12 protein-coding genes are annotated in these 13,311 nt (G+C 74.3%); 4 read left to right on the top strand and 8 right to left on the bottom strand.

Annotated elements, in window-relative coordinates:
* Positions 1–32: 32 nt before the first annotated feature.
* Positions 33–767, bottom strand: coding sequence for a rhomboid family intramembrane serine protease (locus BX266_RS15355; protein WP_099900251.1), 735 nt, complete (start codon positions 765–767; stop codon positions 33–35).
* 166 nt (positions 768–933) lie between these two features.
* On the opposite strand from BX266_RS15355, the gene BX266_RS15360 reads away from it, so the two are divergent.
* Positions 934–1,803, top strand: a complete 870-nt coding sequence (locus BX266_RS15360) for a hypothetical protein (RefSeq protein WP_143686934.1) — start codon at positions 934–936, stop codon at positions 1,801–1,803.
* A gap of 20 nt (positions 1,804–1,823) precedes the next feature.
* On the opposite strand, the gene BX266_RS15365 is transcribed toward BX266_RS15360, so the two are convergent.
* Positions 1,824–3,065 carry an MFS transporter gene (locus tag BX266_RS15365; RefSeq protein WP_099900255.1) on the bottom strand — a complete coding sequence of 414 codons (1,242 nt, stop codon included), beginning with the start codon at positions 3,063–3,065 and terminating at the stop codon, positions 1,824–1,826.
* A gap of 139 nt (positions 3,066–3,204) precedes the next feature.
* On the opposite strand from BX266_RS15365, the gene BX266_RS15370 reads away from it, so the two are divergent.
* Positions 3,205–3,816 carry a helix-turn-helix domain-containing protein gene (locus BX266_RS15370; RefSeq protein WP_143686935.1) on the top strand — a complete coding sequence of 204 codons (612 nt, stop codon included), beginning with the start codon at positions 3,205–3,207 and terminating at the stop codon, positions 3,814–3,816.
* Positions 3,817–3,823: 7 nt separating this feature from the next.
* Here the strand turns inward: BX266_RS15370 and disA are convergent, their stop codons facing one another.
* Together disA and radA are read right to left on the bottom strand one after the other, a co-directional pair.
* On the bottom strand, positions 3,824–4,930 hold the full coding sequence (gene disA, locus BX266_RS15375; RefSeq protein ID WP_310794782.1) for a DNA integrity scanning diadenylate cyclase DisA: 1,107 nt from the start codon (positions 4,928–4,930) through the stop codon (positions 3,824–3,826).
* 121 nt (positions 4,931–5,051) lie between these two features.
* Positions 5,052–6,551 carry a DNA repair protein RadA gene (radA, locus tag BX266_RS15380; protein WP_099900259.1) on the bottom strand — a complete coding sequence of 500 codons (1,500 nt, stop codon included), beginning with the start codon at positions 6,549–6,551 and terminating at the stop codon, positions 5,052–5,054.
* 142 nt (positions 6,552–6,693) lie between these two features.
* On the opposite strand from radA, the gene BX266_RS15385 reads away from it, so the two are divergent.
* Positions 6,694–8,400, top strand: a complete 1,707-nt coding sequence (locus BX266_RS15385) for a BACON domain-containing protein (RefSeq protein WP_099900261.1) — start codon at positions 6,694–6,696, stop codon at positions 8,398–8,400.
* Between the two features lie 7 nt (positions 8,401–8,407).
* Here the strand turns inward: BX266_RS15385 and BX266_RS15390 are convergent, their stop codons facing one another.
* Genes BX266_RS15390 through BX266_RS15405 form a run of 4 tightly spaced genes read right to left on the bottom strand, consistent with a single transcriptional unit; the run spans position 8,408 to position 12,119 of the window.
* Complete coding sequence (locus tag BX266_RS15390; protein ID WP_099900263.1) at positions 8,408–8,755, bottom strand: hypothetical protein; 348 nt, start codon at positions 8,753–8,755, stop codon at positions 8,408–8,410.
* 25 nt (positions 8,756–8,780) lie between these two features.
* Positions 8,781–9,449, bottom strand: coding sequence for a GAP family protein (locus BX266_RS15395; protein ID WP_099900265.1), 669 nt, complete (start codon positions 9,447–9,449; stop codon positions 8,781–8,783).
* A gap of 15 nt (positions 9,450–9,464) precedes the next feature.
* Positions 9,465–10,796 carry a DUF1254 domain-containing protein gene (locus BX266_RS15400; protein ID WP_099900267.1) on the bottom strand — a complete coding sequence of 444 codons (1,332 nt, stop codon included), beginning with the start codon at positions 10,794–10,796 and terminating at the stop codon, positions 9,465–9,467.
* Positions 10,797–10,823: 27 nt separating this feature from the next.
* Positions 10,824–12,119, bottom strand: coding sequence for a DUF1254 domain-containing protein (locus tag BX266_RS15405; protein WP_259464710.1), 1,296 nt, complete (start codon positions 12,117–12,119; stop codon positions 10,824–10,826).
* A gap of 196 nt (positions 12,120–12,315) precedes the next feature.
* On the opposite strand from BX266_RS15405, the gene BX266_RS15410 reads away from it, so the two are divergent.
* A complete protein-coding gene (locus BX266_RS15410) occupies positions 12,316–13,308 on the top strand; it encodes an NAD-dependent epimerase/dehydratase family protein (protein WP_099900271.1) in 993 nt (330 codons plus the stop codon).
* Positions 13,309–13,311 lie beyond the last annotated feature (3 nt).

Genomic DNA, 13,311 nt, shown 5'->3' on the forward strand with positions numbered 1-13,311 from the left:
CCCCCGATCCTGCCACGGCGCGCCGCGCAGGCTTAAAGCCCCAGGTCGTCGAGCTCCTTCAGTAGGTCCGCGCGCGGGCTGACCAGCGCGCCGCCGGTGGACTTCGACGCCGGCAGGGCCGCGCCCGGCTCGGTCGCCGCGACGGCGGCGGCCGAGCGCGCGGCACTGCGGTCGCGGAAGATCCAGGCGCCCGCCAGGCCGCCGACCAGGCCGCCCAGGTGCCCCAGCCAGGACACCCCCGGGGTGCCGGGGACCGCCGTGGTCAGGATGTAGGCGAAGGAGGCGCCCATCACCAGGCCGATCAGCGAGTCGATCAGGTTCCGGTCGAACAGGCCGCGCAGCACCACGTAGCCGAAGTACCCGAAGATCACGCCGCTCGCGCCGACGGTCACCACGTCCTCGCGCTCGAACAGCCACACCGCCATGCCGCTGGTCACCACCAGCAGCGCGGTCAGTCCGAGGAACTTGCGCACCCCGCGGTACGCGGCGAGGAACCCGAACACGAACAGCGGGCCGGAATTGCCCTCCAGATGCTGCCAGTTCAGGTGCAGGAACGGCGCGGTCAGCAGGTATCCGAGGCTGTCCACGTCGCGGGCCCGGATGCCGTGCAGCAGCGCGATCCGCTCGTCCATCAGCCAGTTCGCGAGCTGCACCACCCACACCAGGCAGAGCATCGTGAAGACCGTGAAGAACGCCCGGCGCGCCTCGGCGATCATCTGTGCGGGGTCGAGGGCGGCAGCGGGAGCGGGTTCGTGCGCGGGGGCCATGAGGGCGACTATAGGGCGGCCCGCCGTCGCAGGGGGAGCCTCCCGACCCTCCTCGGGGCCGGGGGAGAGTCCCTCTTCCGGAGCAAATGGCGGATCATGTGAAAGAAGTGGCCCCGGTGAGGTGTTGATGCGTCAACAGGTCCACACCGTCTCGTAGAGTTTGCCCGTGCCTTCTCTGCGCCAGCCCGTCGGACCACTGCCCGCCTCGATCTACTGGCGGCGGCGCGTCGTCGTGCTCACCGCCCTCGCGATCATCCTGCTCGTGGTGGGCTGGCTCGCGTTCGGCTCCGGCCGCGGGCAGCAGAAGCCCTCCGGGAGCAGCCCGCTGCCGGCCCCCGCGCAGTCCATCACCCCCGGCGCCTCCCCCAGCGGCTCCGCCATCACCTCCCGCCCGGGCGGCGGTTCCGGCGGCACGACCGGTGGCACCGGCGGCTCCGCGACGGGCGGATCCAGCACGGGCGGCGGCGCGGGCGGCGAGATCAGCGTCACGGGCGGCGCGGCGGGCTCCGGCGGGAGCACGGGCGGCGGCTCCACCGGCGGGACGTCCACGGGCGGCGCTGGCGGCACCAACTCCCGCGCCGGCGGCGGGGCCTCACCCGCCGTCAACACCCCCGAGGTGATGGCCCTCCCGGTCTGCGCCACCTCGCAGCTGACGCTGGAGCTCGCCTCCGCGCAGAACGCGTACGCCGTGAAGGACAAGCCCCGGCTGGCGCTGACGGTCCGCAACTCCTCCGGCTCCGCGTGCCGGGTGAACCTGTCCCGCGAGTACTCGGCGCTGACCATCACCTCCAGCGGCAACGAGCGGGTCTGGTCCTCCGCCGACTGCATCCCGGAGCGGGCCGACGCCTGGGCCCAGATCGCCGGCAACAGCGGCGTCACCGAGACCTTCACCTGGGACCGCAGCCGCTCCAAGCCCCAGTGCGCGACCCCGGACCCGACCCCCGCCCAGCCCGGCAACTACCTGGTGCAGGCCGACCTGACCATCGCCCCGGCCGGCCCGCTCTCCGCCCGCACCTCCATCCGCCTGGACGGCTGACGGCTGACGGCTGAGCCCGCCTACGCGCCCCACGAGGTGCCGCGCAGCGAGCGGCCCAGGGTGAGCGGCAGCAGCGCGGCGGCGAGCAGGCACGCGAGCAGCAGCAGCACGGTGGTGCCGGGCAGCAGGTCGAGCAGCAGGCCGGCGCCCATGGTCCCGATCGGGAGGCCGCCCATCAGCAGGGTCATGGTGCCGGCCATGGCGCGGCCGCGCATCGCCTCCGGGACCCGCTGGAAGACCAGCACGTCGAGCATCACCCGCAGCGCGGGGACACCGAGCGACATGACGGTGAGGGCGGCGAACACCACCGCCGGACCGGCGGCCAGCGCGGGGACGGCGAACATCACCGGGCCGATCCAGGCGACGGCCAGCAGCAGCGCGCCGGGGGCGAGCAGCCGGTGCAGGCGGGAGACGAGCAGGGCGCCGAGCAGGCCGCCGACGGCCTCGCCGGTGAGGGCCAGGCCGATGCCGGCCTCGGAGGTGCCGTGGGCGCGGAGCAGCACCATGACGGTGAGCAGCATGGCGGAGCCGGCCACATTGAGCGCGACCGCGACCAGCACGGTGGAGCGCAGCACGGGGTTGCCGAACAGGTAGCGCAGCCCGGCGTACGCGGCGCCCTTCTCCTTGCCGGCAGCTGACGGTGCGTCACCGGCCGGGGAGTCGAAGCGGACGGCCACCGAGGCGGTGAGCGCCAGCGCCGAGGTCAGCACGGTGGTGAGGAAGGGCACGGCCCGGCCGACGCCGAGCAGGAAGCCGGCCAGCGGCGGTCCGGCCAGGGCGGCGCCGTTGACCCGGAGTTCGTCCTGCGAGAGGGCCTGGCGCAGCTGCTCGGGCGGGACCACGGCGCGCAGCGCGAGCATCCGGGAGGGGCCGCCGTAGGCCATGGTCGCGCCGATCACGGCGGCAGCGACCAGGGTGTGCGGGACGGTCAGCCGGTGGGCGAGCAGGGCGAGGGCGACGCTGAGCGCGGTGACCAGCCGGACGGTGTCGGCCAGGATCAGCACCCGGCGGCGGTCGTGACGGTCGGCGACGGCGCCGCCGTGCAGGCCGAACAGGACGGAGGCGCCGAACTGGACGGCGGCGAACGCGCCCGCCGCGGTCGGCGAGCCGGTCATCGCGAGCAGCAGCAGCGGGTACGCGGTGTCGGCGACGCAGGTGCCGAGCATCGCGGAGGCCGAGCCGGCCCACAGGGTCTGGAAGCGCCAGTTCCGCCGCAGCGGGACCACTGCCGCCGTCTGCACCGGGTTCTCGGTCACGGTCATCTCTGCCACCCCGTTCGCACCGCTGCGCACGTTCACCACACTGGCAACGTTCACGCTCAAGCAACCATTCACGCCTTCGTGAATGGTTGCACGGCCGTGAACAATTGCGCAAGCGTTGACGCTATGGCTGAATGTGAACGTGGTGGAGCAGATGAAGGAGCGCGAGGTCACGGACGTCGCGACGCTGAAGGCCCTGGCCGACCCGCTGCGGCTGGCCGTTCTCGGGGCGCTGATGAAGCACGACCCGGAGCCGCTGTCGGTGAAGGAGATCGCGGCGGAGCTGGAGGAGGCACCGACCAAGCTGTACCGGCACGTCAAACAGCTGGAGCAGGCCGAGCTGGTGTTCGTGGCCGAGACCCGGCTGGTCTCGGGAATCGTGGAGAGCCGCTACCGGTCGGCCCAGCACTCACTGCGGCTGTCCCCGCAGGTCTACGCGGAGGGCGACGAGCCGCCGGCCGCGCTGGGCGCGATGCTGGCCGCGATGGACCTGGTGCGCGCGGACTTCCAGCGCAAGTTCCTGGCCGGACGGGTCGACCTGACACCGGCCGCGCAGGGCAACCCGCTGCCCGGCAAGTTCGCGCACACCAGCGTGCGGCTCACCCGGGAGCAGCTGCTCAAGCTGCGCGCCCGGCTGGACGAGGCGCTGGACGAGGTGTTCGGGTACGGCGAGTCCACCGACCCGGACGCGGTCGAGGTGAACCTGTTCGCCCTGATGTACACGGTGAAGCCCGAACCACCGCAGCCGAACTGACCGAAGGTCAGACGTACCGCTCCAGGATGGAGGACTCGGCGAGCCGCGACAGCCCCTCGCGCACCGAGCGGGCCCGGGTCTCGCCGACGCCCTCCACGGTCTGCAGGTCGTCGATGGACGCGGCCAGCAGCTTCTGCAGGCCGCCGAAGTGGTCGACCAGCCGCTCGATGACGGTGTTCGGCAGCCGCGGAACCTTCGCCAGCAGGCGGTAGCCGCGCGGGGAGACCGCGGAGTCCAGCGACTCGGGGGTGCCGGTGTAGCCGAGCGCCTTGGCGACCGTCTGCAGGTCCAGCAGCTCGGCGTGGGTGAGCGCCTCCAGGTCGGACAGCACCTCGGTGACGGTGCGGCCCTTCTTCGCCGCCCGGTCCGGGAAGTAATCGCGCACCACCAGCTCGCGCTCCGGCTCGACGCCGGCGATCAGCTCGTCCAGCTGCAGCGACAGCAGCCGGCCGTCGGTGCCGAGTTCCAGCACGTACCCGGCGATCTCGCCGGCGATCAGCCGGACCATCTCCAGGCGCTGCACCACGGCGGACACGTCCCGGACGGTGACCAGGTCCTCGATCTCCAGCGCGGAGAGCGTGCCGGCCACCTCGTCGAGGCGGAGCTTGTAGCGCTCCAGGGTGGCCAGCGCCTGGTTGGCACGGGACAGCACCGTGGTGGAGTCCTCCAGCACCCGGCGGGCGCCGTTGACGTAGATGGCGATCAGCCGCATCGAGTGCGAGACCGCCACCACGGGGTAGCCGGTCTGCCGGTTGACCCGCTCGGCGGTGCGGTGCCGGGTGCCGGTCTCGTCGGTGGGGATGTTGGCGTCCGGCATCAGGTGCACGCCCGCGCGGAGGATCTTGCCGAGGTCCTTGTCGAGGATCACCGCGCCGTCCAGCTTGCACAGTTCGCGCAACCGGGTGGCGGTGAACTCGACGTCCAGCACGAAACCGCCGGTGCACAGCGCGTCCACGCTCTTGTCGAAGCCGAGGACGATCAGACCGCCGGTGTTGGCCCGGAGCACCCGCTCCAGCCCGTCCCGCAGCGCCGTGCCCGGCGCGATCGCGCTGAGGGAAGCCCGCAGCAGGGCCTCCTCGCGGGAGGACTTGTCCGCCCGGTCGATGGCTGCCACGTGACTCCTTGGGCCGACCCGGACCGTGTGCCGCGGCGGCCGACGGTCTGTCTGTTATTCCTGCGAATGATGCCAATCAGCAGGTGAAGTCTAACTGTGTGCGGCCGCAACAGGACGAGGGTCAGGCCAGTTCGTCCGAGTCGACCGGCTCCCAGCCCGCCATCAGCTCGTCCGGGTACGCCGGAACGGTCTCCCGGGCGCGCGCCTGCGCGGGCGGCGCCGGGGTCTCCTGACGGGGCTTCGAGCGGCTGCGCCGGCCCGGGATCGCGCGCAGCGCCTCGCCGATGTCTGAGACCTCCACCACCTTCATGCCCGGCGGCACCTTGCCCGGGTCCGGCGGCACCAGGGCGTGCGTGAAGCCCAGCCGGTGCGCCTCGGCGAGCCGGCGCTGCACGCCCGTCACCCGCCGCACCTCGCCCGCCAGGCCCACCTCGCCGATCGCCACCAGGTTGTTCGGCAGCGGCGTGTCGGTCGAGGAGGAGGCCACCGCCAGGGCGATCGCCAGGTCCGCCGAGGGCTCGGTGAGCTTCACGCCGCCGACCGTGGCGGTGTAGATGTCCTGCTTGCCGAGCTTCACGCCGCCGTGCCGCTCCACCACCGCCAGGATCATCGCGATCCGCGGCGACTCCAGGCCCGAGGTGGTGCGCCGCGGCGAGGGGATCTGCGAGTCCACCATCAGCGCCTGCACCTCCGCCACCAGCGGCCGCTTGCCCTCCAGCGTGACGGTCAGGCAGGTGCCGGGGACGGCCTTGTCACGGCGGGTCAGGAACAGGCCGGACGGGTCGGCGAGGCCGACGATGCCCTCGTCGTGCAGCTCGAAGCAGCCGACCTCGTCGGTCGCCCCGTAGCGGTTCTTGACGCCGCGGATCAGCCGCAGCCGGGCGTGCCGGTCGCCCTCGAAGGACAGCACCACGTCGACCAGGTGCTCCAGCAGGCGGGGGCCGGCGATCTGACCGTCCTTGGTGACGTGGCCGACCAGCAGCGTCGCCATGCCGCGCTCCTTGGAGGCGCGGATCAGCGCGCCCGCCACCTCGCGGACCTGGGCGGGCCCGCCGGGTGCGCCGTCCAGTTCGGCGGAGGCGATGGTCTGCACCGAGTCCAGGATCAGCAGGCCGGGGTTGACCGCCTCGATGTGGCCGAGCACCGCACCGAGGTCCTGCTCGGCGGCCAGGTACAGGTGTTCGGAGAGCGCGTTGATCCGGTCCGCGCGCAGCCGGACCTGCCCGGCCGACTCCTCGCCGGTGACGTACAGGGTGCGGTGCCGCTCGGAGGCGGCCTTCGCCGCGACGTCCAGCAGCAGGGTGGACTTGCCGACGCCGGGCTCGCCCGCGAGCAGCACCACCGCGCCCGGCACCAGGCCGCCGCCGAGCACCCGGTCCAGCTCCGGCACGCCGGTCGAACGCGCGGTCGCCACCTGCCCGTCGACCTGCCCGATCGGCTTGGCGGGCGAGGACACCGGCCCCGCCGCCGTGGTGCGGACCGGCACCGCGCCGTACTCCTCGACCGTGCCCCACGCGTTGCACTCGGTGCAGCGGCCGACCCACTTGAGCAGTTGGGCGCCGCACTCGGTGCAGCGGTACGAGGGGCGCGCCTTGGCGGTGGTCTTGGTACGGGCAGCCATGCGGGCCACCGTAGCGCCTCGCACCGACAGCCCCGGGCGGGCGTCACCCCGGGCGAACAAGGAATCGGTCCTGTTACCCGAAAGAAGGACAACCGGCCGAAACCGCCCGGGTGGCGGGTTTCGGCTGCCTACCGTCGATTCCGTGACCACCGGCCAGCCCCACCCCGTCGACCCGTCCCCGGTACTCCGGGCGTACGGCGCGTGCGTCGACGGGCTGTTCACCTACTGCCTGTCCGTGCTCTGCGAGCACGCCGCCGCCACCGCGGCCGTCCTGGAAGTCCGCGACCTGGCGCAGCGCCACGGCGACCGGCTCGCCGACCCGGCGCTGCTGCGCGCCTGGCTGTACGCGCTGGCCCGGCACCGCTGCCTGGCCCGGCTGGACGGCGCCGCCGAGGCGGACGCCGCGGCCGCGCCGCCGCCCGGCACCGCGCGCGAGCGGCGCCGCGAACTCGCCTCGCTGGCCTGGCCCGAGGCGGCCGGCACCGACCCGGAGCAGCGCGAGGCGCTGGAACTGGCGGTCCGTCACAAGCTGACCGGCAGCGAGGTCGCGGCGGTGCTCGGCCTGACCGCGGAGGCCGCGGCGGAGCTGCTGGACGCGGCGGGCGCCGAGGTCGGCCGGACCAGGACGGCGCTGCTGGTGCTCGGCGTCGGCTCCTGCCGGGAGCTGACCCAGCTCGGCGGGGTCGGCGCGGAGTCCTGGCGCGGCTGGGTGCTCGGCCCGGCGCTCCGCCGCGAGCTGGTGCTGCACCTGGTGGAGTGCCCGACCTGCCGGGGCACGGCGGAGCGGGTCGCCGGCCAGCTCGGCCACGGCCTGGCCGGCCTGCCGGGCCTGCCGCTGCTGGCCGCGCCCGGACCGCTGCGCCCGGCCTCGGCGCCGGTCGGCGGGACGGCGTTCCTGGCGGGGGCGGCGGCCGGCCGGCGGGCGGCGCAGGGCCCCGGCGAGCCGCGGTTCGACCAGCGCGGCTTCCCCCGGCACCGGCTGCCCGCGCCGCCGCGCGGCTCGGCGGTGCGCCAGCGGGTGGTGACCACGGGCGTGCTGGCGGCGGTGCTGGCCGCGCCGGTGGTGGCGCTGTGGAGCGCGCACCGGGACGGCGGGGACGAGCCGGCCTCGGCGGTGTCCTCGGTGCGGGTGGACGGTCCGGCCGGTGCGGGCGGGCGGGTGCCGGCGCCGGAGCCGACCTCGGTGCAGGCCCTGCCGCCCGCCACGGGCACCCTGCAGCTGGCGGGCGCGGTGGCCGCAGAAACGTCCCTGCCGACCCTCCAGGGCCCCGCCGTTCCGGTGCCCTCGCGGGGCTCCACGGTGCTGTCCAGCCCGACGCTGACCGCCGAACCGGCCCCCGCGCCGAGCCGGCTGACCGTGGAGGCCGGCGAGTACGGAAACCGCACGGTGATCACGCTGACCAACACCGGTGGCAGCGCGCTGTCCTGGCACGCCGTGCTGGACGTGGACTGGCTGCGGCTGAGCCGCGACGCCGGCACCCTGGCCCCCGGCCAGCGGATCACCGTCACGGTCACGGTGGACGAGAGCCGGGTGCCGGAGTCCAAGTGGACGGCGCACCTGGCGCTGCCGCCGTCCACCGCGGTGGTCACCCTGGAGGGTGGCACCGACCACCGCGGGGTGCCCACGCCCGAGCCGACGCCCACCCCGTCGGCCTCGGTACCCGCCTCCCCCTCCCCGTCCGACTCGCCGAGTCCGGCCGGTCCGTCCGGCTCGACGTCCCCGTCGCCGTCCGCGTCCCCGTCCGCCCCGGCCTCGTCCTCGCCGTCCCCCAGCGCCCCGGCGTCCGCCTCGCCCAGCTCCTCGGCGTCCCCGGCCGACCCCGCCGGGTCGGCACCGCCGTCGCCCTGACGGCTGGTCAGTCCGCCGCGGCGCTCGCCGGCGGGCGTGCGCCGCGGGCCACCGCCTCCTCCAGCGAGGCCCCAGGACGGGGTCGGCGGGAACGACTCCGTCCGGGCCGAGCACACCGGACCGGCCCGGTGTGCTCGGTGAGCCGCACGAAGGAGGGCTGCGCCCCGGCGACGATCAGCCGTCCGCCGCGGGCGCCCAGCTCCTCGGCCTTGCGCAGCAGCAGCCCGACCGTGCGTCCGCGGCGGGGCGAGCGCGGCGACGCCTGCGCGGAGTGCAGCAGCCGCCCGGTGTCGGGGAGCCTGCCGACGATCGGTTCGCCGCCGGCCACGACGATCAGGCCGCCGGCGACCGGCATCAGGATGTGCGCGGCGTCCGGCGGGTCAGGCGAGGCCCGAGACGGCGTCTCCGATGTACTTCACGCCGAGGACCAGCAGCACCACCATCATGATCGCCGAGTTGTGGGCGGACATCCACGCCTTCCACTCGCCGAGCACCTTGGCCGACCTGCTGCCGCCGACCAGGTACACGCCGAGCGGCAGCAGCGTGCAGAGCGAGCCGATCACCACCAGCAGCGCCCCGGCGACGGCCTTGCCCCCGCCGCTCGCCCCGCTGGTGGCGATGGACACCGCGCCGCCGACGGCCAGCACCAGGTTCTTCGGGTTGGCGGCGACCAGAGCCGCCGCCAGGCCCGCGGACTTCGCCGGGGTGAAGGTGTCGATCGCCCGCATCCAGCCCGGCGGTTCGACGACCTTCCCCTCCCGGGGCCGCTTCTGCCACTGCTGTCCGGCGAGCAGCACGAACAGCACGCCGAGCGCCAGCTTCACCCAGTACGACCAGTCGGGCTTCCCCGCACCGCTCTCGATGCCGGACCCGGCCAGCACCACCACGGTGGTGACGGCGCCCAGCGCCAGCACCCAGCCGAGCGTGAACGCGGTGCCGTTGGACCGCCCGCGCGGGGTGGCCAGCATCAGGATCACCGCGATCAGCGGCACCGGGCTGATCGCGATGCCGACCGCCGAGGCCAGCATCTGCCCGATCGCGTCACCCATCTCTCGACTCCCGGTTCAGCGCAGCCGGACGGCCGGCAGCCGGTAGCTGCCGTCGAGCACCGCGTCCTGCGGCTGGTACATCCGCACCATCGGCCGGAACCCGCCCGCGGGGGTGGGTAGCCAGTTCGCGAACTCGTCGGCGTCGGACGGGCGTTCGCGCTGCAGGTGGAGGGTGAGCGAGCCGTCGTCGGCGTACACCAGGCCGGGGGTGCGGTCGCCGATCGAGTACCGGTCGATCTCGTTGGCGACCAGCAGGTAGTCCGGGGTGCTGTACATCGTCACCGACCAGAACGCGCCGACCGGCGGGGTCTGCTCGAACCGCAGGGTGTAGGCCCTGGAGCCGTCCAGCGGGACGCCGTCGGAGTCGTTGTAGGTGGTGGCGTACGCCGCCTCGTACGCGTGGTTGCCCCACAGGCCGGCCCGGGCGGCGACCGCGCGGGACAGGTAGGCGGCGCGGCGGTCGGCGATCTTCCACTGCGGCTCGGCACGGGTGCCGGGGCCGAGGAAGTCCAGGTTGTAGTCGAACAGGTGCAGGTTGGCGCTCCACTCGCCGGTCGCCTCGCCGGTGCTGCCGGTGGCCGCCTCCACCCGCTCCTTGCCCGCGGCCAGGCCCTTGGCGAGCGCCGCCACCCACTCGGCCGGGCCGTCCAGGTACGGCGAGCGGCCCGCGTCGAGCAGCCCGATCGGGGCGAAGCGCTGCTGGAACTCGACGTCGGCGGCGGCGGGCGGGAACGCCGCCGCCCAGACCCGCATCCGTTCCAGGAACGCCAGCTCCTCCGGCACCCCGGGGTCCGGCTCCGGCAGCCCGGCGAGCACGCCGCCCGGGGCGAGCGGAGCGAGCGTCAGCTGCTGCTGCAGGGCGCGCACCCGGTCCAGGTCGTCCGGCCCCTCGCAGGAGTTGCGCACCACGAGGGCCGCCACCGCAGTCGGCGCGACGATCACCGGGATGTCCTCGGGCGCGGTGCCCTGCCAGCCGGGCGGGGCGATCAGCCAGGTCTGCTCGGCGGTGCCGGAGGAACGGCGGCCCACGTAGGCGAAGTTGTTGGTCCACGCGTCGACGAACTGCAGCACGTCGTACGCCCCGCCGGTGTCCGGGACGTGCAGCACCAGCGGCCCGCCGGACAGGTCCAGCGGCGCCATCGAGTACAGCGTGTCGTTGTTCACCGACACGAAGTGCGTTGCGGCGGTGCCCAGTTCACTGGCGTGGCCGAAGGTGTTCCACTCGGTCGGGCCGATCGGTCCCATCCCGCGGCGGTGGACGGCGCCCACCGCGTCCAGGTTGGCGACCAGCGGGTAGCCGTACACGAAGGCCTCGGCGGCCAGCATCTCGGGAGTGGCGTCAACCATGGGAACGTCCTTGTCTGATCGGCGGGTTCATCGGGGCGTGGGGTCCGGGAGCTGCCAACTGCCGTCCAGCAGCTCGGGCTTCGGACCGTAGACGCGGACCGCCACCACGTACGGGCCCTCGGGGGCGGGCAGCCAGTTCGCGAACTCGTCGGCGTCGGAGGGGCGTTCGTACCGGAGGTGGAGGGTGAGGGAGCCGTCGTCGGCGTACACCAGGCCCGGGGTGCGGTCGCCGATCGAGTACCGGTCGATCTCGTTGGCGACCAGCAGCCGCTCCGGGAGCCGGTACATGGTGACCGACCAGAAGAACCGGGCCGGCGGGAGCTGCCCGGCCGGGAAGGTCAGCGCCATCGGCTGCCGGCCGCCCTGCCGAGAGATCCAGCCGCCGTACCAGGCCTCCTCCTCGGGCAGGCCGTACAGGCCCTTGAAGGCCCCGCGGGCCCGGTCCAGGTAGCGGGTGCCGAGCTGCTCCCGGGTGCCGAACAGGCGGCTGCCGGTGGTGGCGTCCCGCACCGCCGCGGCCAGCTCGGCGCGGCCGTCGGCGATGCCCGCCAGCAGCGCCTCGCGGACCTCGGCGGGCAGCGCGGCCGGCTCGAAGTCGCCTCCGCCGACGGCCAGTTCGGCGAGCCGCCCGCGCAAGTCGGCGTCCGCGGGCAGCACCGGGAAGAAGCCCAGCAGGAAGTCCAGGTAGGAGAAGAACTCCAGGGTGTCGAGCACTCCCTCGCCGCGCCACACCGGCCACACCGGCTCGGCCGCCACCGGCCGCGGCTGGCCGAGGTGCTCGCTCAGCGGCTTCAGCCGGTACCCGGCCTGCACCTGCTCCAGGGCCGGCACGTCGGCCGGCCCGGCCAGGTAGGTGCGGCCGAGGATGCCGACCAGGTTGGTGTCCGCGCGCACCGCCCCGTCGAAGTCGTCCGGCGGGTTGGACCGGTGCCCCGGGCCCGCGATCAGGTACCTGCCCGCGCCGTCGCCGGTGGTCCGGGAGCCGACGAAGCCCGCGTACACGGTGTCCAGGTCGTGCACCGGCAGCACGTGGTACCGCTCGGTGGCGGGCACCTCCAGCACCCACGGCTCGGCCCGCAGGTCCAGCCACGCCCAGGAGTACGGGGTGTCGTTGTTCGGGGTGACCACGTCGGTGTTGGCCGGGGTGGACGGCTGCGGACAGTGCCGGAACACGCCGAAACCCCCGACGTATCGGGGGTCCGCCTCGTCGATCGCCTGCGGGTAGATCGTCCGGTAGTTCTCCAGCAGCGGGTAGCCCCAGATCCACGCCTCCGCCGCCGTCCGGCGGACCGCCGCCGGGTCCGCGCTGGCCGGATTGCCCATGCCGCCCACCCTTCTCCCCACGAAAGGGACCATTCAGACATACCGGTACACCGGGATGCTATGGGTCCCTCCCCCGCCCGGCATCCGGAGCGTCCGACGATCCGTCAGCCGACGGGTCGTCTGCTACGGGCGAAACCGCTCAGCCAGGGGTGAACGCGGCGGATGAACCGGCGGTGCTCCGGAGACCCTCGAAGGCATGGACATCCTTCTACTCGGCGGTTCCAAGTTCCTCGGCCGCGCCTACGCCGCCGAGGCCCTCGCCCGCGGCCACCGCGTGACCACCTTCAACCGCGGCGTCAGCCGCACCGACCTGCCCGGCGTCGAGGCCGTCCACGGCGACCGCACCAGCCTCGACGACCTGCGCCGCCTGGTCGACGGCCGCCGGTGGGACGCCGTCGTCGACACCTCCGGCCAGCAGCCGCACGACGTCGCCACCGCGGCCCGGCTGCTCGCCGACCGCGTCGGGCACTACGGCTTCGTCTCCTCGGTCCACGCCTTCGCCGACTGGCCCGCCGCCCCCGTGGACGCCGACTCCGCCACCCTCGACTGCGCCGGCGACCTGCCGCCCGACCAGCCGTTCGCCAACGCGCTGAAGGCCGGCTGCGAACGCGCCCTGCTCGCCGGCTTCCCCGGCCCGTCCGCGATCCTCAACTGCGGCCTGCTGATCGGCCCGCACGAGCCGATCGGCCGGCTCCCCTGGTGGTTGGACCGGGTCGCCCGCGGCGGCCGGGTGCTCGCCCCCGGCACTCCCGACAGCCCGCTCAGCCTGATCGACGCCCGCGACTTCGCCGCGTTCGGACTCGACCTCGCCGAGCAGCGGGCCACCGGCCGGTACGTCACCACCTCGCCCGTCCGCTCCGCCACCATGGGCGAGTTCCTGGCCGCCTGCCGGACCGCGACCGGCTCCGACGCCGAATTCGTGTGGACCTCGGACGAGACGCTGCTCGCCGCCGAGGTCTCCCCCTGGGTCGAACTCCCGCTCTGGGCCCCCGCCACCGACGGCTGGCACGGCACCTGGCGGGCCGACCCGGCCACCGCCCTCGCCGCCGGCCTGAGGATCCGCCCGCTGCTCGACACCGTCCGCGACACCTGGGCCTGGCTGGAGGACGGCGGCCGCTCCGAGGTCGCCTACCGGCAGTTGGACACGCCGCTGGGCATCGACCCGGAGAAGGAGAAGGCGCTGCTCTGAGCC

Origin of the sequence: Streptomyces sp. TLI_171 (genome assembly GCF_003610255.1) — a bacterium.
Taxonomy (GTDB): Bacteria; Actinomycetota; Actinomycetes; order Streptomycetales; family Streptomycetaceae; genus Kitasatospora.

What these genes read in the sequence shown, in the direction of transcription:
- BX266_RS15410 (WP_099900271.1), top strand. Translation starts at nt 12,316, where the DNA reads ATGGACATCCTTCTACTCGGCGGTTCCAAGTTCCTCGGCCGCGCCTAC.
- BX266_RS15400 (WP_099900267.1), bottom strand. Translation starts at nt 10,796, where the DNA reads ATGGTTGACGCCACTCCCGAGATGCTGGCCGCCGAGGCCTTCGTGTAC.
- BX266_RS15365 (WP_099900255.1), bottom strand. Translation starts at nt 3,065, where the DNA reads ATGACCGTGACCGAGAACCCGGTGCAGACGGCGGCAGTGGTCCCGCTG.
- BX266_RS15355 (WP_099900251.1), bottom strand. Translation starts at nt 767, where the DNA reads ATGGCCCCCGCGCACGAACCCGCTCCCGCTGCCGCCCTCGACCCCGCA.
- BX266_RS15395 (WP_099900265.1), bottom strand. Translation starts at nt 9,449, where the DNA reads ATGGGTGACGCGATCGGGCAGATGCTGGCCTCGGCGGTCGGCATCGCG.
- BX266_RS15390 (WP_099900263.1), bottom strand. Translation starts at nt 8,755, where the DNA reads ATGCCGGTCGCCGGCGGCCTGATCGTCGTGGCCGGCGGCGAACCGATC.
- BX266_RS15405 (WP_259464710.1), bottom strand. Translation starts at nt 12,119, where the DNA reads ATGGGCAATCCGGCCAGCGCGGACCCGGCGGCGGTCCGCCGGACGGCG.
- radA (WP_099900259.1), bottom strand. Translation starts at nt 6,551, where the DNA reads ATGGCTGCCCGTACCAAGACCACCGCCAAGGCGCGCCCCTCGTACCGC.